The 23,844-nt window shown below is 30.5% G+C and carries 21 protein-coding genes, 2 tRNA genes, 1 rRNA gene and 1 pseudogene; 7 read left to right on the forward strand and 18 right to left on the reverse strand.

Annotated features, from left to right (window positions below; genetic code table 11):
• Positions 1-243: 243 nt before the first annotated feature.
• From CBLAS_RS05075 to CBLAS_RS05105, 7 genes are all read right to left on the reverse strand, one after another.
• A tRNA-Ala gene (locus tag CBLAS_RS05075) sits at positions 244-319 on the reverse strand.
• A gap of 85 nt (positions 320-404) precedes the next feature.
• A tRNA-Ile gene (locus tag CBLAS_RS05080) sits at positions 405-481 on the reverse strand.
• Positions 482-643: 162 nt separating this feature from the next.
• Positions 644-2,158, reverse strand: a 16S ribosomal RNA gene (locus CBLAS_RS05085).
• A gap of 1,325 nt (positions 2,159-3,483) precedes the next feature.
• The gene (locus CBLAS_RS05090) at positions 3,484-4,146 is read right to left on the reverse strand and encodes a prepilin-type N-terminal cleavage/methylation domain-containing protein (RefSeq protein WP_106872832.1); all 663 of its coding nucleotides are present in this window, start codon (positions 4,144-4,146) and stop codon (positions 3,484-3,486) included.
• Between the two features lie 12 nt (positions 4,147-4,158).
• Positions 4,159-5,409: an ArnT family glycosyltransferase gene (locus tag CBLAS_RS05095; protein ID WP_241517647.1), complete on the reverse strand. Its 1,251-nt coding sequence runs from the start codon at positions 5,407-5,409 to the stop codon at positions 4,159-4,161.
• Positions 5,376-5,816, reverse strand: a complete 441-nt coding sequence (locus tag CBLAS_RS05100) for a phosphoribosyltransferase (RefSeq protein WP_106872830.1) — start codon at positions 5,814-5,816, stop codon at positions 5,376-5,378. Before CBLAS_RS05100 ends, CBLAS_RS05095 begins: the two co-directional genes overlap by 34 nt.
• A 7-nt stretch (positions 5,817-5,823) precedes the next feature.
• Positions 5,824-7,128: an NCS2 family permease gene (locus tag CBLAS_RS05105; RefSeq protein ID WP_106872828.1), complete on the reverse strand. Its 1,305-nt coding sequence runs from the start codon at positions 7,126-7,128 to the stop codon at positions 5,824-5,826.
• 156 nt (positions 7,129-7,284) lie between these two features.
• Between CBLAS_RS05105 and glmS the strand changes: the two genes are divergently transcribed.
• A complete protein-coding gene (gene glmS, locus CBLAS_RS05110) occupies positions 7,285-9,102 on the forward strand; it encodes a glutamine--fructose-6-phosphate transaminase (isomerizing) (protein ID WP_106872826.1) in 1,818 nt (605 codons plus the stop codon).
• A 1-nt stretch (position 9,103) separates the two neighbouring features.
• Here the strand turns inward: glmS and CBLAS_RS05115 are convergent, their stop codons facing one another.
• Positions 9,104-9,484: a hypothetical protein gene (locus CBLAS_RS05115; RefSeq protein ID WP_106872824.1), complete on the reverse strand. Its 381-nt coding sequence runs from the start codon at positions 9,482-9,484 to the stop codon at positions 9,104-9,106.
• Between the two features lie 78 nt (positions 9,485-9,562).
• Between CBLAS_RS05115 and CBLAS_RS05120 the strand changes: the two genes are divergently transcribed.
• Positions 9,563-9,925 (forward strand): HIT family protein, encoded by a 363-nt coding sequence (locus CBLAS_RS05120; protein WP_106872822.1) that lies wholly within the window; start codon positions 9,563-9,565, stop codon positions 9,923-9,925.
• Here the strand turns inward: CBLAS_RS05120 and CBLAS_RS05125 are convergent.
• From CBLAS_RS05125 to CBLAS_RS05135, 3 genes are read right to left on the reverse strand one after another with little or no spacing between them, the layout of a single operon-like run.
• A complete protein-coding gene (locus tag CBLAS_RS05125) occupies positions 9,922-10,530 on the reverse strand; it encodes an ABC transporter ATP-binding protein (protein ID WP_106872820.1) in 609 nt (202 codons plus the stop codon). The two genes, CBLAS_RS05120 and CBLAS_RS05125, sit on opposite strands and share 4 nt — an antisense overlap.
• Positions 10,527-12,152: an ABC transporter permease gene (locus CBLAS_RS05130; RefSeq protein ID WP_241518052.1), complete on the reverse strand. Its 1,626-nt coding sequence runs from the start codon at positions 12,150-12,152 to the stop codon at positions 10,527-10,529. The genes CBLAS_RS05125 and CBLAS_RS05130 overlap by 4 nt, the downstream gene beginning before the upstream one ends.
• Before the next feature lie 4 nt (positions 12,153-12,156).
• Positions 12,157-13,164, reverse strand: coding sequence for a Fe(3+) ABC transporter substrate-binding protein (locus CBLAS_RS05135; protein ID WP_106872818.1), 1,008 nt, complete (start codon positions 13,162-13,164; stop codon positions 12,157-12,159).
• 490 nt (positions 13,165-13,654) lie between these two features.
• Here CBLAS_RS05135 and CBLAS_RS05140 point away from each other — a divergent pair, with 490 nt between their 5' ends.
• The 4 genes and pseudogenes from CBLAS_RS05140 (at position 13,655) to CBLAS_RS05155 (ending at position 15,887) form a co-directional block, all read left to right on the forward strand.
• Positions 13,655-13,930 carry a hypothetical protein gene (locus CBLAS_RS05140; protein WP_106872816.1) on the forward strand — a complete coding sequence of 92 codons (276 nt, stop codon included), beginning with the start codon at positions 13,655-13,657 and terminating at the stop codon, positions 13,928-13,930.
• Positions 13,931-13,945: 15 nt separating this feature from the next.
• Positions 13,946-14,557 (forward strand): annotated as a pseudogene (locus tag CBLAS_RS09555) (alpha-hydroxy-acid oxidizing protein); the annotation flags it as partial.
• A complete protein-coding gene (locus CBLAS_RS09560) occupies positions 14,543-14,791 on the forward strand; it encodes an alpha-hydroxy-acid oxidizing protein (RefSeq protein WP_280527650.1) in 249 nt (82 codons plus the stop codon). The pseudogene CBLAS_RS09555 and the gene CBLAS_RS09560, both read left to right, overlap by 15 nt.
• 331 nt (positions 14,792-15,122) lie before the next feature.
• Positions 15,123-15,887 carry a cache domain-containing protein gene (locus tag CBLAS_RS05155; protein WP_157940041.1) on the forward strand — a complete coding sequence of 255 codons (765 nt, stop codon included), beginning with the start codon at positions 15,123-15,125 and terminating at the stop codon, positions 15,885-15,887.
• Here CBLAS_RS05155 and CBLAS_RS09565 read toward each other — a convergent pair.
• The 6 genes from CBLAS_RS09565 to CBLAS_RS05185 all read right to left on the reverse strand — a co-directional run bounded on the left by CBLAS_RS09565 (position 15,880) and on the right by CBLAS_RS05185 (position 22,342).
• Complete coding sequence (locus CBLAS_RS09565) at positions 15,880-17,010, reverse strand: sensor histidine kinase (RefSeq protein WP_241517645.1); 1,131 nt, start codon at positions 17,008-17,010, stop codon at positions 15,880-15,882. The two genes, CBLAS_RS05155 and CBLAS_RS09565, sit on opposite strands and share 8 nt — an antisense overlap.
• On the reverse strand, positions 17,003-17,659 hold the full coding sequence (locus CBLAS_RS05165) for a response regulator transcription factor (RefSeq protein ID WP_106872809.1): 657 nt from the start codon (positions 17,657-17,659) through the stop codon (positions 17,003-17,005). The genes CBLAS_RS09565 and CBLAS_RS05165 overlap by 8 nt, the downstream gene beginning before the upstream one ends.
• A gap of 51 nt (positions 17,660-17,710) precedes the next feature.
• Positions 17,711-18,682, reverse strand: a complete 972-nt coding sequence (gene nrfD / locus CBLAS_RS05170; protein ID WP_106872807.1) for an NrfD/PsrC family molybdoenzyme membrane anchor subunit — start codon at positions 18,680-18,682, stop codon at positions 17,711-17,713.
• Entirely contained in the window at positions 18,675-19,241 is a 567-nt protein-coding gene (locus CBLAS_RS05175) for a 4Fe-4S dicluster domain-containing protein (protein WP_106872805.1), read from the reverse strand. Before CBLAS_RS05175 ends, nrfD begins: the two co-directional genes overlap by 8 nt.
• A 12-nt stretch (positions 19,242-19,253) precedes the next feature.
• Complete coding sequence (gene phsA, locus CBLAS_RS05180; RefSeq protein ID WP_106872803.1) at positions 19,254-21,536, reverse strand: thiosulfate reductase PhsA; 2,283 nt, start codon at positions 21,534-21,536, stop codon at positions 19,254-19,256.
• 170 nt (positions 21,537-21,706) lie between these two features.
• On the reverse strand, positions 21,707-22,342 hold the full coding sequence (locus CBLAS_RS05185; protein ID WP_106872801.1) for an NAD(P)H-dependent oxidoreductase: 636 nt from the start codon (positions 22,340-22,342) through the stop codon (positions 21,707-21,709).
• Between the two features lie 388 nt (positions 22,343-22,730).
• Between CBLAS_RS05185 and CBLAS_RS05190 the strand changes: the two genes are divergently transcribed.
• A complete protein-coding gene (locus tag CBLAS_RS05190) occupies positions 22,731-22,952 on the forward strand; it encodes an ATP-binding protein (RefSeq protein ID WP_106872799.1) in 222 nt (73 codons plus the stop codon).
• Positions 22,953-22,996: 44 nt separating this feature from the next.
• Here CBLAS_RS05190 and CBLAS_RS05195 read toward each other — a convergent pair whose 3' ends face one another.
• Positions 22,997-23,686, reverse strand: a complete 690-nt coding sequence (locus CBLAS_RS05195) for a pirin family protein (protein ID WP_106872797.1) — start codon at positions 23,684-23,686, stop codon at positions 22,997-22,999.
• Positions 23,687-23,844 lie beyond the last annotated feature (158 nt).

Genomic DNA, 23,844 nt, shown 5'->3' on the forward strand with positions numbered 1-23,844 from the left:
AACTAAAAAGAGATAAACTCATTAGTTAGATATATTAATAACTCTTTATTTAGACTATTATTATCTATATTTTAGACTAAATTATAATATATATTATTTTAAGATAGTAATTATAATAAGATACTTTTAAATCTTATTTAAAAGATATAGTATTTTATTATAAACTTAATATACTTATATGTACTTTGTTAAACTATTTATTATTTACTTCTATTTTTGTTTTTAAATCAACTTAAATATAAATGGTGGAGAATAGCGGGATCGAACCGCTGACCTCCTGCGTGCAAGGCAGGCGCTCTCCCAGCTGAGCTAATTCCCCATCTTTTTATTATTTATATAATAATTAAGAATTTTCCTTCTAATGATAAGATACAACTTATAAACTTAATTGTTTAAAGTCATAATGGTGGGCCTAATAAGACTTGAACTTATGACCTCACCCTTATCAGGGGTGCACTCTAACCAGCTGAGCTATAGGCCCATTCGGGAAACTAAAACTAATAACTGATTAATTACTCTATTAGTCTTATTTTTATTTATCTAAGTCAATCTATGAAATCTAAACCGTGATGATTGAGATTTTTAATTTTAATCGTATTTTCTAATGATAGATATTTTGTGAGAAATATCTATTGTACTCTAGAAAGGAGGTGATCCAACCGCAGGTTCACCTACGGTTACCTTGTTACGACTTCACCCCAGTCGCTAATTCCACTGTGGACGGTAGCAAGTTTTGCATTCCGGCTTCGAGTGAAATCAACTCCCATGGTGTGACGGGCGGTGAGTACAAGACCCGGGAACGTATTCACCGTAGCATGGCTGATCTACGATTACTAGCGATTCCGGCTTCATGGAGTCGAGTTGCAGACTCCAATCCGAACTGGGACATATTTTATAGATTTGCTCCACCTCGCGATATTGCTTCTCATTGTATATGTCATTGTAGCACGTGTGTCGCCCTGGGCATAAGGGCCATGATGACTTGACGTCGTCCACACCTTCCTCCTCCTTACGAAGGCAGTCTGTTTAGAGTGCTCAGCCTAACTGTTAGCAACTAAACACGTGGGTTGCGCTCGTTGCGGGACTTAACCCAACATCTCACGACACGAGCTGACGACAGCCGTGCAGCACCTGTCACAACATTCTTGTAAACAAGCACTCTTCTATCTCTAAAAGATTTGTTGGAAGTCAAGCCCAGGTAAGGTTCTTCGCGTATCTTCGAATTAAACCACATGCTCCACCGCTTGTGCGGGTCCCCGTCTATTCCTTTGAGTTTTAATCTTGCGACCGTACTCCCCAGGCGGTATACTTAATCCGTTAGGTGCATTACTGCCGTGTCTAGCACAGCAACAACTAGTATACATCGTTTAGGGCGTGGACTACCAGGGTATCTAATCCTGTTTGCTACCCACGCTTTCGCGCCTCAGCGTCAGTTGAGTTCTAGTAGATCGCTTTCGCAATAGGTATTCCTCTTGATCTCTACGGATTTTACCCCTACACCAAGAATTCCATCTACCTCTCCCTCACTCTAGACTATCAGTTTCCCAAGCAGTTTGATGGTTAAGCCACCAGATTTCACAAGAGACTTGATAATCCGCCTACGCGCCCTTTACGCCCAGTGATTCCGAGTAACGCTTGCACCCTCCGTATTACCGCGGCTGCTGGCACGGAGTTAGCCGGTGCTTATTCGTTAGGTACCGTCATTATTCTTCCCTAACAAAAGGAGTTTACGCTCCGAAAAGTGTCATCCTCCACGCGGCGTTGCTGCGTCAGGCTTTCGCCCATTGCGCAATATTCCTTACTGCTGCCTCCCGTAGGAGTCTGGACCGTGTCTCAGTTCCAGTGTGACTGATCATCCTCTCAGACCAGTTATGCGTCATAGTCTTGGTAGGCCATTACCCCACCAACAAACTGATACAATATAGCCCCATCCCTCAGCGAAAAGACATTTCCCGACTTAACTTATGTTAAGAAGGAGTATAGAGTATTAGCAGTCATTTCTAACTGTTGTTCTCTTCTGAGGGGCAGGTTAGCTATACATTACTCACCCGTGCGCCACTAATCCACTTCTAGCAAGCTAGAAGCTTCATCGTTCGACTTGCATGTATTAGGCACGCCGCCAGCGTTCACTCTGAGCCAGGATCAAACTCTCCATAAAAAATTGTTTTTAATTTAAATAAGAAAAACTCTTATTTAAGATTAGTTTGTTTAGTTATGAAGTTTTAATCTAAAACTTTAAATTGATTTTTAATAGTATATTTAAAACTTACTAATTTCTCTTTAAACAAAAAAAGATAGTTTTAGTGTTATAGTTTTAAACTATTATTATATAATATAATTTAAAATTATCTGACTCAATCGATCACTAGTTTAGATTTCAAAGATTGACTTTGTAAATTTAAAATAGTTTAACATTTATAATTTAAAAAACATGCTTTAAAAGCCCTTATTATAAGAGTTATACATTAACTCTTTAAAAAGCTATCTCTCAAAGCGGAAATAGAATTATATACAAGCTAAGCTTAAAGATAGATAAAAATATGGCAAAAGGTAGAATAAAAGTTAGATGTTTTTATTTAATGTGGGATTTAGTTGGAAAATTAGAGGCATAGTTAAAGATATTGTATGGTTTGCTGGGGTTTAGCTATAAGTATTTTAATTATATGAAATATTAATTAAAGCCTATGAAAAATAGTTGGTTAAATGCTTAAAAAATTCTAAGCGGTAAAACTTGGATGTTTATTTTAATCACATATAAAAATAACAAGGTTGACTAATATAGTTAAATAGGTGAGATTTTATCAAATATCTTAGCATGAATTATATTAATATAATAGCAGAATAAGTTTATCAAAAAAACAAGCTTATTTTTTACCAATCACTGCTATATTAAAATAAATTTAGTTGAAAATTTCTTTTTAAGTAAATATTAATCTTATAGATATGATAAATATAGACAACTCTGGATTAAAGGTTTTTGGCAAATAAAGATACACAAAAAGACATCAAATTAGTTAGGTATTTTTATAAGTTGGTTTTAGTTTTTTATATATAGGAGATCAATAAAATTTGAATTTATGTTTTTGCTTTATGTTAGATATAAATATGATAGGGCTTATAGTTAATAGATTTTATTTATTAAAGTAATATAATAAATATTCTTTGCTTTTATTTAGATATGAAAATAATGTTTAATTAGTAGCTTGATTAGACTATTTCATTGAGTTATTCGGTAAAGCAGTTTAATGTTATAGCTATTATTAGAATTTATACAAAAATCGTATTAATTTAGATAAGGTATATTTGAGTATGGTGGATAACTTAGACATATTATACCATAAAATTATATTGATTTTATTCACCGACTAACTAGTGCTATTTATACAATTAATATAAAATATTTTATTAACAGGTAAGTAGGTCAATCCATAGAATCTATATCACTTATGTTTAATCTAAATTAAAAATAAAACCTATAGGATATTAATTTGTAGGAACAGATATAACCTCCACAAAACCTGACTCTTTATAAACAGTTATAATCGCATTTTGACCAGCACTATTTGTTAAAGTTATATTGCAATCTTGGGTTAAAATTCTATCCATAGGATTGCGGGAAGTGCCAACAGAGGCTTTTAGATAAGGGCGACCTTTTTTATCAAAAGATATAGATAGATTGCGATTATTGTTACAAGTATCACCAAAAGAAACATTTGTAATACTAAATTTCTTTGTAAGATTGAAGTTGTTATTTGTTTTATCCTTATCGGCATCTGATATCCCAGACCATCCAGCACTTAAATATTTTTCAGGATTTTGAGGATCTCTTGCAACCTCTGTAGGGGAATTTAAATTTCCACTTTTTGTAAGATCGCTGTATATGCTATATCTAATATCACCACCGCCAAAAGTAGTAAATTCCAAAGTCCATCTCTCTCTAAACCAAGTTGGATCTGTTGGATCAAATTTATCATCCATCATAGCAAGATGCTGTGCATATCTTAAGTGTCCAGCAACCTGATCAGATGCTTCTATCATGACATTTTTATCGATTTTAGGAATAGCTATGGCAGCCAGTATCCCAACTACAATAATAACTACAATTAGTTCAATTAGCGTAAAAGCTTTAAGTATATTTCTTCTCATGTTAGTATTTTATCAAAAAATATAAAATTTATCTATATTATTGCTAAATTTATAAATTAAAATGTTATATTTTGGTTTTTCAATATAAAATTCTGTTAATACCATGTCATTGTTTAAGTTTGGCTTAACTCCATAAAACTCCAATCTCAAAGCCAACTCCTCATCTAAAATATTAAGCTCTTGAATACCAATATTTTTTAAATTTAAGGCTAGCTCTTTTACAATATCATATTTATATATAAAATGTTTTTTTGGTTCATTTTTAAAAATATTTAGATATAAAATTTGATTAAAAACTAAAATAGATGAACTAAATATCAAAACTATAATTGTAAAAATAGCTACATATTTATGTTTTCTTCTAAAATTAGGTAGTCTTATCCTATAAGAGTTATAAAATGTTTTAACTAGTAGCGGTATGGAAATAACAACATATGGCAAAAACTCATCTAGTTCAACTCTTTGTCTTAAAGAGAGCAACAGACTTGAGCAAAAAGCCGTTACAACTATAAACCATAGTAATGTTTTTTCTTCCTTAACCCAAATTCTATAAATAGCATAAACAAAAAATAGAAATAAAAATGGTGAAAAAACTGCCGCATATATACCAATAGTATCGGCAAAAAATCCCTTTGGCTTGCCACCTATATCAAAATCATAAAAAATAATAGAGATTATAAATAATAAAAATGATAATATACAAAAAGGTCTATTTTTATAATATATAGAATAAAAAAATACTCCTAAATATAAAACCAAAAAAGATTTATCTATAAAAACAGTAGTTATAAGTACAAATAAAGCAAAAATATCTTTTTTAATCTCATATAAATATATAAAAAGCAGTGTAAAAAATATCAAAATACCAGCAAAATTTACTAGTATTGCACTAGCAATAATACCAGGAAGAAACATATATAAAGTAAGACATGCTATTCTATCAACTCTTCTTTTTAATATCTTCTTTGAGAGTTTATACATCAATATCGAGTTAATAAAATGGATTAATAAAAATGGCAACCTTAAAGAATAATCGTTTTGTCCAAAAATTTTACAAGATACATTGGCTATAAGACTTACAAAATTTTTTTCATTAAAAAAAATTTCAGCCTCATAATATGATATGCTTAAATTTGAAATTCCAAATAACAATACAGCTAAATTTACTGCAAAGATTAAAATAAAATATAAATCTTTATTTATTGTAAATTTAGCTTTTTTCATAAGTTTTAAATTTCTATGTCCCAAAAAAATACTATCCAATCATCTGCTTTTTTTATAAAATATTCAGGTGTAACTAGCGCCCTATCTTTATAAAATAAAGTAGCAATTTTAAATTCTACTTTTGGAAATCTTTCTTTCAAAATTCTTAAAATTTCAACCATGCTTTCGCCACTATCAATTATATCATCTACCAACAAGACCCTATTAAATTTATCTAAATTTGGTATGTTAAATACTTCAACCGTGTTTAGTTTTTTTGTATCATCATAGTGAATTGAATTGAGTGAAAATAAATTTCTATTTTTTAACCCATTTGCTAAAAAATGCCCCATTGTCATTCCGCCTCTTGCTATTGCTAAAAATGCTTGAGGTTTAAAATCATCATTAGCCATTTTGCCTAATTTTTTGATATCTTTCTTAAATTCTTCATAACTATAATTCTTCATAGCTTCCCTACTCTACGAATTTAATAACAAATGATAATACGCTTATGATAGCTAAAACTATAATACCTAAATTTATATCTTTAAACTCTCTTTTTATTAACTTAACAAAAAAGTAAGCTATAAAGCCAAATGCAAGTCCTGTTGTGATTGAATATGTAAGCGGCATTAAAATAACTATAAAAAACACAGCTATTGAGATAGCTTTATCTTCAAAATTTATCTTAGTAAGCTCGCTAAACATTAAAACACCAACCATCACCAAAACAGGATAAATAGCATTTGATGGAATTGATTTAAAAAATGGCAACATAAATAGAGTTAGTAAGAATAAAAGTCCTGTAAATACAGCTGTCAGCCCCGTTCTTCCACCCGCTTCAACCCCGCTTGCGCTCTCTGCAAAAGCAGTAGTTGTAGAAACACCAGCTAAAGAACCAGCAACTGTAGCAACAGCGTCAATCTCTAATGTTTTTTGCAACTTAATATCGCCATCTTTTGAGTCTTCTTTGAATATATTTGCCCTATTTCCAACTCCTGAAAGTGTTCCAAGTGAATCAAATAAATCAGTTATAAAAAATGTAATTATAACAGGAAGTAGTGACAAGGAAAGGGCTGAGATAATATCTAGTTCAAAAAAGATAGGAGAAATTGAAGATGGAAGAGAGAAAAACTCAGTTGGTGTTGGTGCTAATTTAAATATCCAAGCGATTATTGAAGTTGAGATAATTGCCAATATAAATGAACCTTTTATATTGATTGCCCAAAATAAAATAACTAAAAAAAGCCCAATAACTCCAACGATAGCGCCTGCATTGCTTAAATCTCCAAGTGCGACTAATGTTGCATCATTTTTAGCTATAATCCCCATTTGTTGAAGCCCTATAAAGCTTATAAAAGTTCCAATACCAGCGCTAATTGCTCTTCTTAGATCCATTGGTATGCTTTTTAATACCCAAATTCTAAAGTTTGTAAACGATAAAGCAACAAAAATAATACCACTTAAAAACACAACCCCAAGAGCGGTTTGCCATGGAATTTGCATACCTACTACAAGACCAAATGTAAAATAGGCATTAAGTCCCATTCCAACACTCATAGCAACAGGAGTATTTGACCAAACTCCATTTAAAATAGTAGCAAATATAGTAATTAAAGCTGTTGCGCTTAAAAGTGCATCTAGTGGCATTCCTGCACTGCTCATAATTATCGCATTTACAGGGACTATATAAAGCATAGTTAAAAATGTTGTAAAGCCTGCATTAAACTCTTGAAAAATGCTTGTACCATTTTCCTTTAATTTAAACAATTTTTCCATAGAAAAAATCCTTTTAGAATTAAATTTATCTAAAATAAGCATAATAGAATAGACAATTATATTTACTTTTTACTTAAAAACTATTTTAAAGTTTCATTATTTATCATAAAAAGGTATAATCACATATTTAATTTAAGCTAAAGAAGGAATATATTAATGTGTGGAATAGTTGGATATATAGGAAAAAAAGAGAAAAAAGAGATTATCTTAAATGGCTTAAAAGAACTTGAATATAGAGGCTATGATAGTTCTGGAATGGCTGTTATGGAAAAAGAAAATGACAACATAGAATATTTTAAAGCTGTTGGAAAAATTAAAAATTTAAAAGAGAAAACAAAAGACTTTACCTCAAATGGTCAAGGAATTGCTATAGGGCATACAAGATGGGCAACACATGGCAAACCAACTGAGATAAATGCTCATCCTCACTATGGAGAATATAGCTTTGTTATTCATAATGGCATTATAGAAAATTATAAAGAGATTAAAGAGGATTTAGAGAAAAAAGGTGTTAAATTTCTTAGCCAAACAGATACAGAGGTGATTGTTTATCTATTTGAAAATATTTTAAAAACAGAAACTAATCCCTTTAAGGCTTTTGAAAAAACTGTAGAAAAACTAATTGGCTCATTTGCCATACTTTTAATAACAAAAGCCAATGAAGATAAGATATTTTTTGCAAAAAATGCAGTTCCACTAATAGTTGCCACAAATGAAAATAATGAAATTTTATTTAGCTCATCAGATGCTCCTATAATAGGCATGGCAAATGATGCAATGTATCTTGATGATGGCACTTATGGTGAGGCAGAATTTGGAAAAGTAAGATTTTTTAAAAACGGAAAGGAAATTCATCCTCCTAGAAAAGCACTTCCAAAAGATAGAAATTTTGCCCAAAAAGAGGGTTTTAGATTTTTTATGGAAAAAGAAATTTATGAACAAAGTGATGTTGCTACTGAAACACTCATGGGAAGAATTAAAAATGATCAAATTCATCTTGATGAGATCGATTTAAATATGTTTGATGGTATAAACAATATAATACTTTGCGCATGTGGAACAAGCTATCATGCAGCACTTACCGCAAGTTATCTTTTTGAAAGAGTAGCAAAAACAAGAACTAAGGTTGAGATAGCAAGTGAGTTTAGATATAAAGATCCTGTTTTAGATAAGGATTCTTTATTTATAGCTATTTCCCAAAGTGGCGAAACTGCAGATACTCTTGAGGCTTTAAAAATAGCTAAAAATAATGGCCTTAAAACACTTGCGATTTGCAATGTTGACAACAGCTCTATAGTTCGTCTTGCTAACAATGTTTTACTAACTCGTGCGGGTATTGAAAAAGGAGTGGCAAGCACTAAAGCCTTTACAACTCAGGTTTTAACACTTTGGATGGTTGTGTTATATCTTGCACATATCAAAAAAACACTTTCAGAAAATGAGCTTAAAAATGAGGTAAAATCAATTTTAAAAGTTCCAAAAATTCTAAAAGTTCCAGATGGTCTTCAAGATAAAATTCATCGCTTAAGCAAGCATTATCTTCATGGACACGGCTTTTTCTTTATAGGAAGAGATGTCTTTTTTCCACTTGCATTAGAAGGTGCTTTAAAACTAAAAGAGATAAGTTATTTGCATGCAGAAGGTTACGCAAGTGGAGAAATGAAACATGGCCCAATTGCCTTAGTGGATGAAAGGCTATTTACAATCGCCCTACTTCCGCAAAATATACTTTATGATAAAACAAGAAGCAATGTGGAAGAGATTGTTGCAAGAGATGGTTTTGTCTTTGCAATTAGCCCAAAAGAATTTGATTTAAGTGATGATTTTATAAAAACATCAGATCAAAAACACTATATGTGTGAATTTTTTGAAATGTTAGTAATTTTACAATTATTTGCTCTTGAGATATCAATTAGACTTGGAAATGATGTTGATATGCCAAGAAATTTAGCAAAAAGCGTAACTGTTGAGTAATCTAGAAGAGCTTTAATAGCTCTTCTTCTACTGTATCTTTATCTATTTCTTTATAATTTGAAATTTTAGCGGCTTTAAATATCTCACTTCCAAATTTGGAGCAAATTTTATGTTTTGCTTTTGAGCTAGAGCTTATCCAACTTAAAAAAATTTGATCATACTTTATATATTCGTTTTTTCCTTCACAAACTACAACTATATCATTACCATAAAGACTTTGAGAATGCTCTTCTAGACCAATGTAAACTCCATTACTATCTAAAACACTCTCTTTTAAAGCATAAATTTTGGTTTTAAACTTCATAGTATTTGTAAAAAAATCATTTAATTTAGCAAAATATTTCAAATCAAATTTATCATATAAAATTATAGCTACTTTCATACATATCCTTTTGTGAAATTGTATTAGAATTAGCTTTAAATTTCAAATTTATGTTATTATTTCAAAAAAGGATAAATAGTGATTTTTGAAGATAATTTAATTTTTATAGAAAAAGAAGATAGTGAAATTCCTTGGGTTAAAATTTTTAGCAAAAAAGGGTATAAAGAGCTAAGTGATTGTGATAAAAAAACAAGAGATAGGCTTTTTGAGGTAATGTTAATAGTTGAAAAAACAATGCTTAAATACTATAAGCCTGATAAAATAAATATAGCTAGTTTTGCAAACTATGTTCCAAGAGTTCATATCCACATAATGGCAAGATTTAAAAGTGATAGTTTTTTCCCTGAGCCAATGTGGGGCAAAAAGCAAAGAGATGGAAATTTAAACTTGCCAAATTTTGATGGATTTATAGAGCTGTTATTATCAAATTTAAAAAGCTAAATTTCAAATGTTTTAGTAGCAAATTCTTTTACATCTTCCATATCATGCGTTACTAAAATTGAAGATATCTTTAAGCTATTTAGTATCTCTTTGATTTGAGATCTAATTTCTGATCTAAGTCCGGTATCTAGGGCTGAAAATGGTTCATCTAGCAAAATAAGCTTTGGGTTTGGTGCTAAAGCTCTAGCAAGTGCTACTCTTTGCTGTTGTCCACCACTTAGAGTATGTGGATAAACATCTTTAAAATCACTCATATGGATAATCTCTAAAAGTTCATGAACTCTATCTTTATCTTTCTTACCAACACCAAAAGCTATGTTTTTATAGACACTTAAATGCGGAAAAAGAGCGTAATCTTGAAAAAGATACCCTATATTTCTACGTTGTGGTGGCATATATGTGATATCTTTTTCCTCTAACAATATCTTCCCACTATCTGGGCTCTCAAAGCCAGATATCAACCTTAGTATCGTACTCTTTCCACTGCCACTTTTTCCTAGTATAGCAAGAGAGTCTCCCCTGCTAAGTCTTAAGCTTAAATTTTCTATCAAAGGTTTATTTTTCACATAAGAAAAATTAATATTTTTTAACTCTAGAAAACTCATTTTTTTGCCTTTTTTTGGATTACATTAAAAACTATCAACAAAACTAAACATATAACCACAACAACAAATGCAGGAACCGATGTCATAGCAAGTTGCTCATCAGAAGCATATCTATCCATCTCAAAAGCAAGAGTTTTAAAATTTGGTGGAGATAGCAAACTAGCAAGAGGTAGTTCTTTAATTATCTCAATAAAAATTAATATAAAAGCACTATATATGCTTGTTTGTATCATCGGTAAATCAACCTTTAAAAATGTTTGAAATTTACCTTTACCTAAACTTAAAGATGATTCATGATAACTTGGATTTACTCTTTTAAGACCTGCTTCTATACCATTATACCCTAAGCAAAGAAATCTTATACAATATGAAAACATAAGTATTATAGGACTTAGTGTTAATACTAAATTCTTATCAATACCCAAATTCTTATAAAAATTGCCAAGAAAATGATCAATAGATATAAAAAGTATCAACATGCCTATGGCTATAACAGAACCTGGTATGCTATACCCCATATTTGCAAGTGTAGAAAACATCTCTTTTGTTTTTCCTTTTTTAAATCTAATTGTTTCATTTAAAAACAGCGATATTAAAATTATCATTACCGTAGATATTATAGTTAATAAAATAGTGTTTTTACTTATTAAGATTAAATTACCCCAATCTATATAATTAAATGTCCTTGAAATCCATACAAAAAGATGAATTGTAGGTAGTATTAACGATACAAAAAGTATTGTAAAAAATAGAGTTAAAACAATAATTTCATTTTTTTTACTAAGTTTTTTCCTACTAAATACTCTGTTTTTAGTAGTTGTCATACTGTATGGTTTTCTAAAAATTTTTTCTAAAATCATTAATGAGAAAACTATAGAAAGCAAAATACCAGCTAATTTTATAGCTGCATTTAAATCCTGATAACCAACCCATGCTTTATATATACCTGTGCTAAACACATGCAATCCAAAGTAATTTGGAACACCATAAGCATTTAAACACTCCATTATACAAAGAGATGTTCCTGCAACTATTGCTGCCCTTGAAAGCGGTAAAACTACTTTGAAAAATATATAAAGATCACTTTTTCCAAGACTTTGAGCACTTTCTATTAAATTTAATGAAAATTTTGATAAAAACCCTCTTAAAAGTATGTAAACATATGGAAAAAAAGCTATAGTCAGTATAAAAATACACCCATAAATATTCATAATATCAAAATGCAATCTTATATCATAATTTACTCTAAGCCAAGTTATAAACCAACCAGAATAGCTAAAAAAATCTGTATAAATATACCCAAACAGATAACTAGGAAATGCAAAAGGCAGTATCAGAGTAAATCTAAAAAAATTCCTAAATTTATACTCATAAAAAGTTTCAAAGTATGCTAAAAACACACCTATAATTGTAGTAAATATAGCCGTAAAAAATACTATTATAAAACTATTTTTTATATATATCATAAGATATGTATCAAAAAGAGTTTTAGTTGTAGGTTTTATATCATTAAAAATATGTATAACTATATAAAAAATAGGTATAGTGATTAAAAAAAGTATAAAAAAAGACAATAAAAGAGACCAATTAGGTCTCTTTGTAAATTTTATAACTATGTTCAAAAAATTATTGCCATCCAGCTTTATCAGCTACGCTTTGAGCTTTTTGAACACTTTGACTAATCAGATCAAAGTCCAAAGTGCTAGCTTTAAACTCTCCCCAAGACTTAACCACATCAGCTGTTTTAGCATTTGGATTCGCTGGGTATTCATAGTTATATTTTGAGAAAATCTCTTGTGCCTCTACATTAGTTAAAAACTCTATAAACTTTTTAGCATTTTCAATATTTTTAGCATATTTTGTAATCCCTGCACCGCTTAGATTAATATGTGTTCCGCCGTCATTTTGATTTGGAAAAAATATCTTTAATTTTTTAGCAACTTCTTGTTCTATTGGATCTTTTGAAGCAGACATTCTACCCATATAATAACTGTTCATAATAGCAATTTCGCCATCACCAGCTAGTATAGCTTTTGCTTGATCTCTATCATTTCCTTTTGGAGATCTTGCGAAATTCTCAGTTAACCCTTTTGCCCAAGAACTAGCTTTTTCCTCTCCATCTTTTGCTATCATAAATGCAATTAAATGTTTATTGTATGATGAAGTTGAAGAGCGAGTTAGAATTTTACCTTTCCATTTTGGAGTAGCTAAATCCTCATAAGTTGAAAGCTCTTCTACTTTAGTTTTTGCAGGATCATAAACAACTATTCTAGCTCTATATGTTATACCAACCCAGTTTTTATCTTTATCCATTAAATTTGAGGGTATATTCTCATCAACTATTTTAGAACTAATTGGTTGTAATAATCCTTCTTGTTTAGCTTTATAAAGATCTCCAAAACCAACTGTCATAAATACATCAGCTGTGGTATCTTTACCCTCAAGCTCTAACTTTTTAATTAAGGGATCAACCTTATCCTGAACGACATTTACTTTAATGCCTGTTTCTTTGGTAAACATTTCATACACAATCTTATCTGAATCATAATGTCTTGAAGTATATATATTTACAACATCGCTTGCCATTAGAAGTGTAGCACCAAACAGAGTTGCTAAAACAATCTTTTTTTTCATCCTTATCCTTTTATAATGATTTCAATTATCATTATATTATATTTTTACTTAAATTATTCTTACTCTATGGTATAATTATAAAAATGTTTTTATAATAAAAGTGCAAAATATAATTTAAAATTTACAATTGAATTTTAATATAAATTATATATTAATAAAAGATCTATTTATGGTGTGTTTTACTATTTAATACTTGGGCTATTTTATTTTATGTAGTTTTAATTAAATATTTTTGATTTTGACTACATTATATTATAGATATTTATCTCCTAAGCTATAACTAATTTCATCTACTGATGCCATCAATGATAGCATTTACTCTACTATTCTTAAAAAAATAATATATTAAATTTTTTATAATAAATTAATCTTTGTAGATATAATTTTAATTAAAATGTTAGCAATGCAAAACAGCACGATGTTATATATTTATAACTACGCTACTGATCGCGTTGTCTTGTAATTTTTATTAAAATACAAAGGAGTGAAAATGGGTTCATCTAACAAATTAGATACTTCCGCAGAGGAAGTAGAAACTACAACGACGGAGAGTAGGGAAAAAGAAACTCTATCTATGCGTAAATTCATAGATGCTGCTAGGCTAGGCACATTGCCATTTGTAAGCACACGAGCATTTGCAGCTGAACCTGCTACAAAAACAGCAAAAATGGCAAAACCTGCTTTTAAGATAACTTTAATTGCTGGCTCTTCTAAGCGCTCAAGGTTGACAATTTTAATATCTTTTTCTGCAGTACTTGCCCCATAAGCAGTTTTTTCGTTTGCATCTGGTACAGCCGGTGCTGAATGGACCCTACATGAAAATTGCCGCGCATTTGGTGACTACCGCATTGCTGCAAAACGTCTGGTTGGTCTTTCATGGAGCGATATCAATATATCAACTAGGATACTAGATTTGAATTTACCTTCTCCTGTTATGGTTACCCTAATGGGTGCCCATGCAATGATACATGAAGGCGCAGAAGAGGCAACCGCTAGAGGTGCTGGACTAGCAAATACATTGTATTATTCATCTGGTGCATCAAATGCAACTCTTGAACAAATTGCAAAAGCAATTATAGGCCCTAAATGATTCCAATTATACTATGACAACGATGAAGAGGTAACTAAATCAATCCTAACTTGTGTAAAAAATGCAAGCTATACAGCAATTATCTCAACAGTTGACGCACTTGGACCAGGACAATCTGAAAACTTTATAGCCGTGGAAAGTTCATTCCACCCAGATAAAACATTTGGAAACCACGATCCAAAAATTGGGGGCTCAGGAAACTTCTTGAATCAAAAAACATCATTAACAACTAAAGACATTGAGTTTATTAAAAGTTTTACAAGACTGCCTGTTATTGTCAAGGGTGTTTTGCGTGCTGATGATGCTAAAAGATTTGTTAAAGCTGTTGCTATGGGTGCAGACGCAGTTGCTGTTGGTCGCCCTATTCTCTATGGTCTAGGACTGGATAGATCCCAAGGTGTTAAATCAGTAATTGATTTTTTAAATAAAGATTTAGTAGCAGTACTAATACTAAGTGATGCAGGTAAATTATCAGATTTAGATTCAAGTTATATTGATATAGTTGGTGAAAATTCAAAATTCAGTACCTATAAATAAGTATTAACATAAAGGGCAGAGAAAAATCTGCCTGATTTACAAATTTATAGGCTTAATTATATTGTATGGCATGATTTAGATAGCTCAAATTTAGTTTTTTATAAAACAGGTTATGTATATATTTAGGTAAAAATTAGCGCCAATTAAATATTCATAAAAAATTAACCTATTTTTATGCTATTATATTGCATTATAATAAAGTTTATTAAAAGGCTTATTTTTGCAAGACAATAATATAAAATTTATTAAAGCAATCTTTTTTCCATTTTTAATATTATCCCTTATCTTATTAATATATTTTTACATACAATATCAAAATCAAGAAAAAGAATTGGCTATAAAAAAATATTTTGATTTTAATAGTGAGCTTTTATTAAATACCATTGAAGAAGAAAGACTTAATGTTCTCACTGTATCGTTGATACTTTCTAGCAATAAAGATATTAAAAAATGCATATTAGAAAAAGAAGACAATCAATGTTCCACAACTCTAAATAACTATGTCGAAACCTTAAAAAATATACCACTTTATAGTAATATATTAATACATGTTCATTCAAAAGATTTTAAAAGTATAGCTAGAAGCTGGAACTCCAAGCTTCATGGAGATGACCTTAGCACTTTTAGATACACTCTTTTAAATACAAAATTAAATATGAAACCATTAGCAGGGATTGAAGTAGGAAGATGTGGGGTTTTTTCTAGAGGAATTTCTCCTGTTTTAGATAAAAAAGAATTTATTGGTAGTATTGAGGTTATGCTAGATTTTTCACATCTTTATAAACTAGCAAAATCCCAAGGGTATAATCTTTTTATGATTATAGATAAAAGGTATTCGACTGATTGCTTTTATTCTAAACATAATATACTAAAAAACCATATTTTATTAAATCCAGAATACGCAAATTTAAATATAGCACCTATGTTAAATGAGATAAATTTAAATGATAAAAATTTACAAAAAATTGGAAAAAATTATCTTTATTCAAAACCTTTTAAAGATGTAAATAATAACCTCATAGGCCATATAGTTATGCACATAAATGAAGATGATAAAGAAAGATCTTTTTCAACCCTGCACTCTATTTTTAAATAACTTTATCTAAAAATTTATCTGTGTAAAGTGGAATTTTATATACAAAAGTGCTACCTTTTCCATAATCAGAATCCACTTTATATGAGATATTATATTTCAAGCATATATTTAAAACTATATTTAGACCAAGTCCAAAACCACCTAAAGAGACATCTTCTCTTGTGTATCTATTCCAAATATTTTTAGGATCTTTTATACCTTTACCAAAATCCTTAATGGTAAAAACAGCATAACCTCTATCTTTTTTTAGTGTAACTATGATTTTAGATGACACATCGGAATATTTTATAGCATTTGATATATTGTTATCTATAAGCCTTGTAGCCTCTATCTCAGACATATATATGCATAAGCTATCTTCAATATTGCTAATTATCTCCATGTTTTTACTATGTGCTATGGTGCTTAAAAATTTTATCCTATCTTTTAGGAAATTTGATAAGTTTAAATTTATTTTTGGGAAATCAACTTGTCTATTTTTTATATAGTATTCTACATCTTCGTATGTTATTTTCATCTGTTTAAGAGCTGATTTTATACGGTGAGTATGTTTTGTCTTAACATCTAGCATTTCAAGATTTATACTAGCAACCCCAAGAGGGGTTTTAAGTTCATGCATAGCATCATTAAAAAATATATTCATCATTTTTTTTTGCTCTAAATGCGGCTTAACTATACTTAAATACATAAAATAGATGATCAAAGAAATTGCCATAATAATAGAAAAAAGTATCAATACTGTTAAAAATACCAGCTGCCCATATTCAATCTTTTTAGAAGTAACAACATAAATTAATTCACCTTTATAAATAAAAAAATGCTTATAAAAAACATAGCTTTTATATGTCAAAATTTGAAAGTTAAAATTTGGTGGAATTTGTTTCAAATTTGATATTATAACTCTACTATTGTTATCTAGTATTGCATATTGATATATGAGTGTAGATTTAAAATTTATTTTTTCAAAATCTTTTTCTAAATCTTTTGAAAAGGAGATTAATTCAGCAATATCTTTATTTACCAAATCTTTTGAGACTAATTTGACAAGATACATACTTTGAAAGAAGAATATAAGTATTATAGCTAATGTAGCTAAAAGTGGAATTTTTATCTTTTTAAACATTTAGCTTATAGCCAAGCCCTCTTTTAGAGAGTATAAAATTATCAGCTGTTTTTTGTCTAATTTTCATAACATGCATTCTTATATCAGCACTATTTATTTCCTCATCCCAAAGTTCACTTATGAGCTCATTTATAGTTACAAAACTTCCTTTTTTATATAGAAGATAGTTTAAAAGATCAAGCTCTCTACTGCTTAAATTTATAGTTTTGTCTCCATTAGTAATTGTTTTGTTTACAGTGTTATAGTTAAAAACAGAAGCTATGGTTATTAGATTCTTATCATCTCTTGCATAGTATTTTCTCATAAGCTCGTTGACCCTAAATTTAAGCTCGGCTAAATTAAAAGGCTTTTTAAGATATTCATTACAGCCAAGATCATACCCAATAGCCATATCATCTATATCTATTAAAGATGTCATTATCATAATGGGTGTTTGTAAATTTAGCCTTTTTGCATACTTCATCACTTCATGTCCTGAAATTTCAGGAACTTTTATATCAAGTATTAAGAGGTGGTATGTGTTATCTTTTATTTTATTGCAAGCTTCTAACCCATCGCTTGCTTCATCAACTTCGTATCCTATATCTTCAAGATATTCTTTTATACTTTGTCTATAATTATAATCATCTTCCAAAAGAAGAATTTTCAAGATATTTCCTTTTTATATGGGGTGAAAAGTCCGGATCAACCGGACTTTAAATCATAACCCAGTGCAAATTTGACCTGCATAAACTATAAAAAATCTTAAAAGCACAACGCCTATCAAGATTAAAAAGCAATTAAGCACTATATAAACTGGTCTATATGCATGATTTTTCAAAGCTGTTGCAGCTATTACAATTGGAGATACAATACCTATAGCAACCACACCTATCCAAAACATCATTCCGTATGTAGGATGAGTTATAGCTTGTACCCCAGCTTCAGCAGCTTGCCCACCTGCAAAATGAAGCCCTAAAAATAGCATTATTAGAACTGGTATCTCAAACATAATTGCTCTAAGATCAAGAACTAATAGATATTTTATACTATCTTTATTTAATGATCCTTTAAAAAATGCCATTCCTACCAATATGTTTGCTGCAATCCCACTTGAAAACCCTGAAACTAAGAACAGAAGCGGAAGAATTGGTGTATTCCATAAAGGAAGTTTTTGTATTGCACTTAGTAAAAATCCTGTATACATAGCCACACAAATAGCAAGTATCATAAGGATATACTCTACATATTTTGCCAAATGTGCAAAAGATCTTATAAATTTAGTTATAGGGCTAAGAAATGATAGCAATTTACTATTTTCTATCTCTTTTTCAAAAATTATCATTGCAAATAAAAAAGATATTGGTGTATATACACATAGTATTAAAACACCTAGCGTCATTACTGAAACAAAATTATATTTCAGCATCAACCAATAAAAACTTAATGGCTTTCCTAAATCAACAATTAAAAGCAAAAGCCCAACAGATATAGCAATAGGCCCTGTAATGGCACCAGCTTTAACCATAGCATCCCAAATTGAATTTGTATTATCTTCGTGTTTATTCCATTTAACTAATAATGCAATCATTATAGCACCAGCACTAAGCCCTGCTAAAAACAGATAAATAGCAATTGGCCATGGCCAATAAATATGGCTAAATTGTTCCATACTTCCCCACATATTATTCATAACGGCCTCCTTTTTTGTTTTCAACAAATCCAAGCTTTGGTTTTGTGCCTAGTTCACTTTTTGGATACTTTATACTATTAGTAGCTATAACCTTGCTCACTTCGCTATTATAATCATTTGCATCACCAAAAGTTAGTGCATCAGTTGGACAAACTGTAACACAAGCAGGCTGTTCGCCACCTGCAACTCTGTTTGTAAAACAAAAAGTGCATTTTCCTATATTTTTAGTTATAGGGTCAACATACCTAGCATCATAAGGACAGGCTAAAACGCAATATTTACAACTAACACAGATACTTTCATCCAAAAGTACAATCCCTTCATCTGTTTGAAAACTTGCTTTTGTAGGACAAACCTCAACACAAGGGGCATTTTCACACATAACACAACTATGTCTTAAAAAATTAGTTTTTAAATTTGGAAAAACACCTTTCATTTCTGCATGTACTTGAAGCCTATAAACACCGTCGCTTGTATCGTTTTCATTTCTACAAGCAACTGAACACGCTTGACAGCCTATGCATAAATTTTCATCGTGAATCATTACATATTTTTTCATTTCATTCTACCTTTATGCCTTTTTAATATCTACGCCAACATTTGTAACCATTGTTGAGCAAACCGCACCATAAGCTGGATTTAGTAATTTACTTTGATTTAACCCTACCCCATAAGTTCTTTTTAATCCTGAACTAATATGTCCAAAACCATGATACACAAACAAACTATCTTCTCTAATGCCCTCTGTTACCATAACCTTGGCATAAGATTTTGCAAATTTATTCTCTACCAAAACCCTATCTCCAGTTTTAAGTCCTCTTTTTTGAGCTGTTCTAGGATTTATCCAAATTGGGGACTCACTCATCATATCGTTTAAAACTTTTACATTTTGAGTATGTCCATTTGTGTGGATAGGAGTTTTACCGCTCATCAAACAAAGCTCATGGCCATCATAAACATCCATGTTTGCAGGATGTATACACCCTTCACCAGGCAATGCCTCTTCTACTTGTTGTGAAAACAACTCTATTTTTCCACTTGGTGTTTTAAACTTAACCTTTGAACTCATTTCGCCATTCTCATCAACAAAAGTACTAGCATGTGGAAATTTTTCTACAAATTTTGAAACATATTTTTTCTCTCTATAGTATAGTTTTGGCACTTTCCACTCTACATAGCCATCTTTTATAAGTGCTGCTAGTAGCTTATCATTACCTTTTGCTTGTTGCATTCTAAACTCATCTATTGTATTCCAAGTATAGTTTTGATCTATCTTCATAATCCTCGCAAGTTCTCTAAAAATATCATATCCATTTTTGGTATCACCTATTGGCTCAATAGCTTTTTGTCTCATATAGTAAGCTGGCAAGCTTCCTGATTTATCTTGAATGCTCTCGTCTCTTTCAAGATATGTGCTCTCTGGAAGAACTACATCTGCAAACTGAGTAAAGTCATTCATATAGATATCAACTGATAAAATAAAATCAAGTTTTTTAATAGCTTTTATAGTGGTCTCTTCCCCAACAACATTTATAAGATGGTTAAATCTAGTATTAACCCAAGCTTTAACAGGATAAGGCTTTTCATTTAAGATTGCAGGGGCTATGTCCATTAAAACACCATGTTTTCTAGCGATAAAATAGTTTTTTGAACCCTTTTCTCCAGCACCATCAATCCTAGGTGTTTTTGGAACCTTGAAAGCTTTATTTGGATCATTTAAGGTTGGAAAAAGCTCCTCTCCAACTAAGTCATTAAATGTCTTAGCCTTTTTACCAAAATAAAGTCCTCCCTCTTTTTCTATATTACCCATTAGAGCATTTGCTATAAAAATAGCTCTTGTTCTTTGGTATTCTGCTCTTGTCGTAGTTGTTTTATGACCCCAGTCAATTATAACCTTTGGAGCAGCTTTATAAATTTCATCTGCAATTCTCTCAACATCAGTAGATTTAATACCAGTTATTTTCTCTTGCCATTTTGGAGTTGTATCTTTTACAGCTTTTTTAACCTCATCTATTCCTATAGTGTACTCTTCGACAAATTTTTTATCATATTTGCTATCTCTTATCCAAACATGAATTAAAGCCATAACAAAAGCCAAATCTGTTCCGGGTTTAACTGGTAGCCACTCATCGGCTTTAGCAGCAACTACACTAAATCTTGGCTCTAAAACTAGCAGTTTCGTATCTTCTTTTGCAGCTGTTTTTGCTAACTTTTTAGTATATTTGATATCAATTCCCTCAAATAAATTGTGTCCGAAATTTACTATATACTTTGCTTTTGAATAATCTCTTGAAAGGCTTCCTCCAAATGTATGCGGAAAAGCAACTTGATAAGTTATAGGACAGCAAGACCAGTGTGAAAAGATATTAGGACTACCCAAACTACAGGCAAAATTTGTCATCTGTTTATGGCTTTCGCTTGACTTTGCTGTAAAAACCACTGATTCTGGACCATGTGTTTTTGCTATTTCTCCAAGCTTATCAGCACAATATTTTAGTGCTTCTTCCCAACTAGCTTTACGCCACTTTCCACTACCACGCTCCCCTACTCTAATAAGTGGTTTTACGATTCTTTGTTTATCATAAAGCTGATTAACTCCAGCTCCTCCTCTTGCACAAACAGAGGTTCCTGTTGTAGAGTAGTGTTTGTTTCCTTGTATAAATTTACATTTTCCATCTACAATTTTTGCCTCAATTGGACATCTAGATGAACACATCTCGCAAAAACTAAAGACACTTTTATCTCCTCCGTTATTAATTATATCAGCAGCATTAGCTCCTAAATTTATCTCTAAAGCAGCAAGTGTTCCAATTCCCGCTGTCCCTTTTAAAAAATTTCTTCTTGAACTATCCATATCTTCCCTCCATATAAGATATTTTTCATATGATACAAAATCAATGTAAAATTAATGTCAACTTTATGGAAATTTGATAATGGATTATAAATTTATTGGAAATAAAGATTAATTGTTTTTGCTATTGTGGCTAGCAAGCTTAAAATAACTAAGCTTGCTATGGTGATGGTTTATTTTATAATTTTAAAAAATTCATCTAAATTTTTTCTAATTTTTGGCTTAGGTTTTTGAATGTTATCTCTATAACCAAAAGTTAGTAGCAATGCAACTCTATTTTTATTAGGATCAATATCTAAAATTTCATTTAATTTTTCTTCAATAAATCCTTCTATCGGACAAGAATCAATCCCTAAAACCGCAGCCATACTCATCATATTTTGAGCTGCTAAAAAGCATTGAGCTTTACTCCAACCATATTTCTTTTTATCATCATTGCTAAAATTTTTATCTAAGAAATTATTGATAATATCAAGTAAAATTGGGTATTTTTCTGAGTTTTTACCAACTTTTTTCTCCACCATGCTCTTTATATATGGGCTATTTGGTTTTAAGTCTTCTAGTTTTGCAAGAATAACCACAAGATGAGAGCAAGTTGTGATTTGTGGTTGATTCCAGCAAGCCTTGCCCATTTCTTTTTTAATCTTTTCATTTTCTACTAAAAGCAAGTCCCAATGCTCAAGTCCAAAAGATGATGGTGAAAGCCTGCAAGCTTCTAAAATTTCACTAAAATCTCCATCTTGAACCTTTTTATTCTCATCAAAAACTTTACAAGCATATCTATAGCTTAAACTCTCTTTAAATGTCATTTTCTCTCCTTTTAATTTTGCTAAATTTACTATATTAAATTTAATAAAAAATTATAAAAGCGTAGTTTTGCTACTATAAAAGTTTCGTTTTTATAATAAATAGGGTTAATTTTCCTACTTATACCAAAGCTTAAAGTGTATTTAAATTGATGAATTTGTAGTGATTTAAGTTTATGAGATTCTTCACTTCGCTCTGAATGACGGGTGGAAAATGGCTCTGAGTAGCGACAATCAGCCTAGTTATCCAAGAGCTTGTTTAAAAACAAATGTCATCCTGATGGTTTACCCGAAGGACTTAGTCTAAAATTTTTACCTAATTTTGAGCTAAATCAATATGTTATTAATATAATTTTGATAATATATCAGTAAATTTTAAAAAGGTTAAAATATGTTAAATTTTTTATTTTCTTGGAAATGTTATATCTCTCTTTTAATAGTTGGTTTTTGTGGTTGGTTAGCTGTTCCTTTTTTAGATAAAGCTAAACATGATAGTGCTTTTATAGATTTTATAAACATAGTAACGATGGCAGCTGTTATGGGGATCGCTATATACGCAGTACTAGCTATATGGGTTATACTTTTTAAAACTATTAAATCTTCTCGAAACTGAAACTATTTATTATAAAAATATTTGGCAGATTTCCTGCCAAATGTCTACTCTAAATCAAAGAGCAAAAACTCAACATCACTATAAGCAAAAACTTTTAGCTCGCTCTCATCAACTAAGGCCATAGCGTCACTTGCTTTTAGCTCGATATCATTTAATTTTAATACCCCCTTAACAACTTGAACCCAGTATCGTCTGCTTTTGTTTAACTCTATATTAATATCTGTATTTTCACTATACTGATGTCTATAAAGCTTCATATTTTGATGAACTTTAAAAGAGCCATATTCAGCATTTGGAGATAAAAGTAGAGTTGCACCCTCTTTTGGAACAAAAGCCTTTTGCTCATATCTTGGCTTGATGCCTAATTCATTAGGAATAACCCAAATTTGATAAAAGTGTAATTTTTCCGTACTGCTTGGATTCATTTCTGAGTGAGTTATACCTGTTCCAGCACTCATTATCTGAAATTCCCCTGCTTTAAGTTGTCGTTTATTTCCCATACTATCTTGGTGCTCTATCGTTCCTTCAAGCACATACGATAATATCTCCATATCTCTATGTGGGTGAGTCCCAAAGCCTGTTCCTGGTTGAACATAGTCTTCATTTATAACCCTTAAATGAGAAAAGCCCATAAAATTCGGATCAAAATAGTTAGCGAATGAGAATGTATGGCGACTATCTAACCAACCTCCTCCACCTATACCTCTATCTCTTGCGTATCTTACTTCATACATTTTATCTCTCCTTATATTTTTCTCAAATTTTAATGCCAAATAGTAACAAAATTCTTAATGAATATATAATAAATTATAAAAAACCGATATTATATAAATAAAATAAATATAATTAGTTTTTTCTACGGAGTGGTAAAATATCACTACCGTTAAAATTA

It is taken from the genome of Campylobacter blaseri (genome assembly GCF_013201895.1).
Classification (GTDB): Bacteria; Campylobacterota; Campylobacteria; order Campylobacterales; family Campylobacteraceae; genus Campylobacter_B; species Campylobacter_B blaseri.

What these genes read in the sequence shown, in the direction of transcription:
- CBLAS_RS05135 (WP_106872818.1), bottom strand. Translation starts at nt 13,164, where the DNA reads ATGAAAAAAAAGATTGTTTTAGCAACTCTGTTTGGTGCTACACTTCTA.
- CBLAS_RS05090 (WP_106872832.1), bottom strand. Translation starts at nt 4,146, where the DNA reads ATGAGAAGAAATATACTTAAAGCTTTTACGCTAATTGAACTAATTGTA.
- CBLAS_RS05105 (WP_106872828.1), bottom strand. Translation starts at nt 7,128, where the DNA reads ATGGAAAAATTGTTTAAATTAAAGGAAAATGGTACAAGCATTTTTCAA.
- CBLAS_RS05195 (WP_106872797.1), bottom strand. Translation starts at nt 23,686, where the DNA reads ATGTATGAAGTAAGATACGCAAGAGATAGAGGTATAGGTGGAGGAGGT.
- CBLAS_RS05175 (WP_106872805.1), bottom strand. Translation starts at nt 19,241, where the DNA reads ATGAAAAAATATGTAATGATTCACGATGAAAATTTATGCATAGGCTGT.
- glmS (WP_106872826.1), top strand. Translation starts at nt 7,285, where the DNA reads ATGTGTGGAATAGTTGGATATATAGGAAAAAAAGAGAAAAAAGAGATT.
- CBLAS_RS05125 (WP_106872820.1), bottom strand. Translation starts at nt 10,530, where the DNA reads ATGAGTTTTCTAGAGTTAAAAAATATTAATTTTTCTTATGTGAAAAAT.
- CBLAS_RS05140 (WP_106872816.1), top strand. Translation starts at nt 13,655, where the DNA reads ATGGGTTCATCTAACAAATTAGATACTTCCGCAGAGGAAGTAGAAACT.
- CBLAS_RS05100 (WP_106872830.1), bottom strand. Translation starts at nt 5,816, where the DNA reads ATGAAGAATTATAGTTATGAAGAATTTAAGAAAGATATCAAAAAATTA.
- CBLAS_RS05115 (WP_106872824.1), bottom strand. Translation starts at nt 9,484, where the DNA reads ATGAAAGTAGCTATAATTTTATATGATAAATTTGATTTGAAATATTTT.
- CBLAS_RS05185 (WP_106872801.1), bottom strand. Translation starts at nt 22,342, where the DNA reads ATGACATTTAAAGAGAGTTTAAGCTATAGATATGCTTGTAAAGTTTTT.
- CBLAS_RS05190 (WP_106872799.1), top strand. Translation starts at nt 22,731, where the DNA reads ATGTTAAATTTTTTATTTTCTTGGAAATGTTATATCTCTCTTTTAATA.
- nrfD (WP_106872807.1), bottom strand. Translation starts at nt 18,682, where the DNA reads ATGAATAATATGTGGGGAAGTATGGAACAATTTAGCCATATTTATTGG.
- phsA (WP_106872803.1), bottom strand. Translation starts at nt 21,536, where the DNA reads ATGGATAGTTCAAGAAGAAATTTTTTAAAAGGGACAGCGGGAATTGGA.
- CBLAS_RS09565 (WP_241517645.1), bottom strand. Translation starts at nt 17,010, where the DNA reads ATGTTTAAAAAGATAAAAATTCCACTTTTAGCTACATTAGCTATAATA.